2 protein-coding genes are annotated in these 1544 nt (G+C 28.1%); one reads left to right on the plus strand and one right to left on the minus strand.

Annotated features, from left to right (window positions below):
• The first annotated feature begins 158 nt into the window (after window positions 1-158).
• Window positions 159-299, plus strand: a complete 141-nt coding sequence (locus tag GOQ24_RS16570; RefSeq protein WP_208103234.1) for a hypothetical protein — start codon at window positions 159-161, stop codon at window positions 297-299.
• A 322-nt stretch (window positions 300-621) separates the two neighbouring features.
• Here GOQ24_RS16570 and GOQ24_RS14820 read toward each other — a convergent pair.
• The coding region (locus GOQ24_RS14820; protein WP_160340041.1) for a nucleotide kinase domain-containing protein at window positions 622-1544 on the minus strand (923 nt) is incomplete at its 5' end.

The raw sequence follows: 1544 nt of genomic DNA on the forward strand, positions 1-1544 counted from the left end.
TGAGAGTACATTATTTCTTGTTTGCTCATCTCTTTATTATTTCAAGCAAACTTACTACCTTACGTTAGCTTATGAAATATGGGCTTGGTCGGGTGGATACAACAGAAGAGCATAATTTGATATTTCTGGATGTTTCGTTTTGCCCTAACCTAAATATTATGAGCAGTATAGAAGTTTTAAAAAAATTAAAAAATCTAAAACAAGTAAATATAACGTTGAAAAAGAAGGAATTAGAACTTGTTTTAGAAGCTCTACCGAATGTTTACATTAATTCGAATAAATTTAAAAAAGAGAATTAATATTAGATAATATTTGTACATTGTTTTAATTTAAAAGGATTCGTTTTTTCGAGTTGCATGATTTTTACATTGGATGTAAAAAAAATAGAAGAGTTATGTTATGAATCAGAAATATATCCTATCAAAGAGTTTTTAGATGTATATTTAAAAACAAATGACAGCTTTGAAGTATTAATAATTATACAAAAAACCTAAGAGAGTTAATCTTTCTTAGGTTTTTTTGTATAAGGCTATTGCGGACGAAATTATCGATACAATATCTTATATCATCTGATTTACAAGGGATTGTAAGAGATATGTGATGTGGATGTGGTGATTTTTTTTATAATTTGATATTCCATTTAGGAGGAAAAAAATAATCTATATGACTGTTGTCTGGCTTATAAATCTGTTTAATACGTGTACGGTTGGATAAACCGTTAACATCTGGATGTGCTACTCTAGAATACTTATCTACTTCACAGAATAGGTTTTGACAATCTATAAGTTGAAGTTTCCTTCCACCTAATGTTTTAAAGTCTAAGTTCTGTACCGCAAATTGTTGTTCTTGAATATCACACATATACTTTATGATATCTTCAAATGTATAATCTCCATAATCATAAAAACATTTTCTAATACCATCTTTTGCCCCTGGACCAGCTTTTACAAAATCCATTTCACTGAAATTAGTTAGTTCACTATAATTTATATCTATAGTATATTGATATGCTAAAAAACTACCGAAAGTAGGTATCTCTAAAAGCGCCTTATATACTTCTTCCATATTTCTGGCATTTTCAATACAACTCAATAAATTACCATTTTGTATATGTTTTTTCAATAACTCAAGATGATTTTCATGTTTAAAGTTATGTCCAAATATGCTTTTACCTGAAGTCATAATATAAGCACCTGAATATATAACTTCTTTAGCTTCTTTAGCCTCTGTAAGTAATCTGCTATATAATTGCGAGTCAAAATTATTCAACTTAATATTGTCAAAATTTGTCTCTAATAACTCCCAAGTAGAGATTTTATTGAAAATTTTAAATAATAATATTCGAAATAAGAGATCGTTTTTGGTATATGTAGCACCTTCTTTGTAAATAACATTACGGATTAAGTATTGACTAACACGATCAGAAGCGCGATAAACATTTGTAAAACGATGACGATCTAAAATGGGATCTTCTGTTAGTGGAATAGTATTATTAATTTTATTAAAGAATACTTCTTGTCGTTTTGTAGCAAACTCCCAATATG

This window comes from Myroides sp. LoEW2-1 (assembly GCF_009767705.1).
In the GTDB taxonomy this organism is placed as follows: Bacteria; Bacteroidota; Bacteroidia; order Flavobacteriales; family Flavobacteriaceae; genus Flavobacterium; species Flavobacterium album_A.

Bases quoted from the DNA above. Each gene is read 5' to 3' on its own strand.
- GOQ24_RS16570 (WP_208103234.1), top strand. From the start codon at position 159: ATGAGCAGTATAGAAGTTTTAAAAAAATTAAAAAATCTAAAACAAGTA.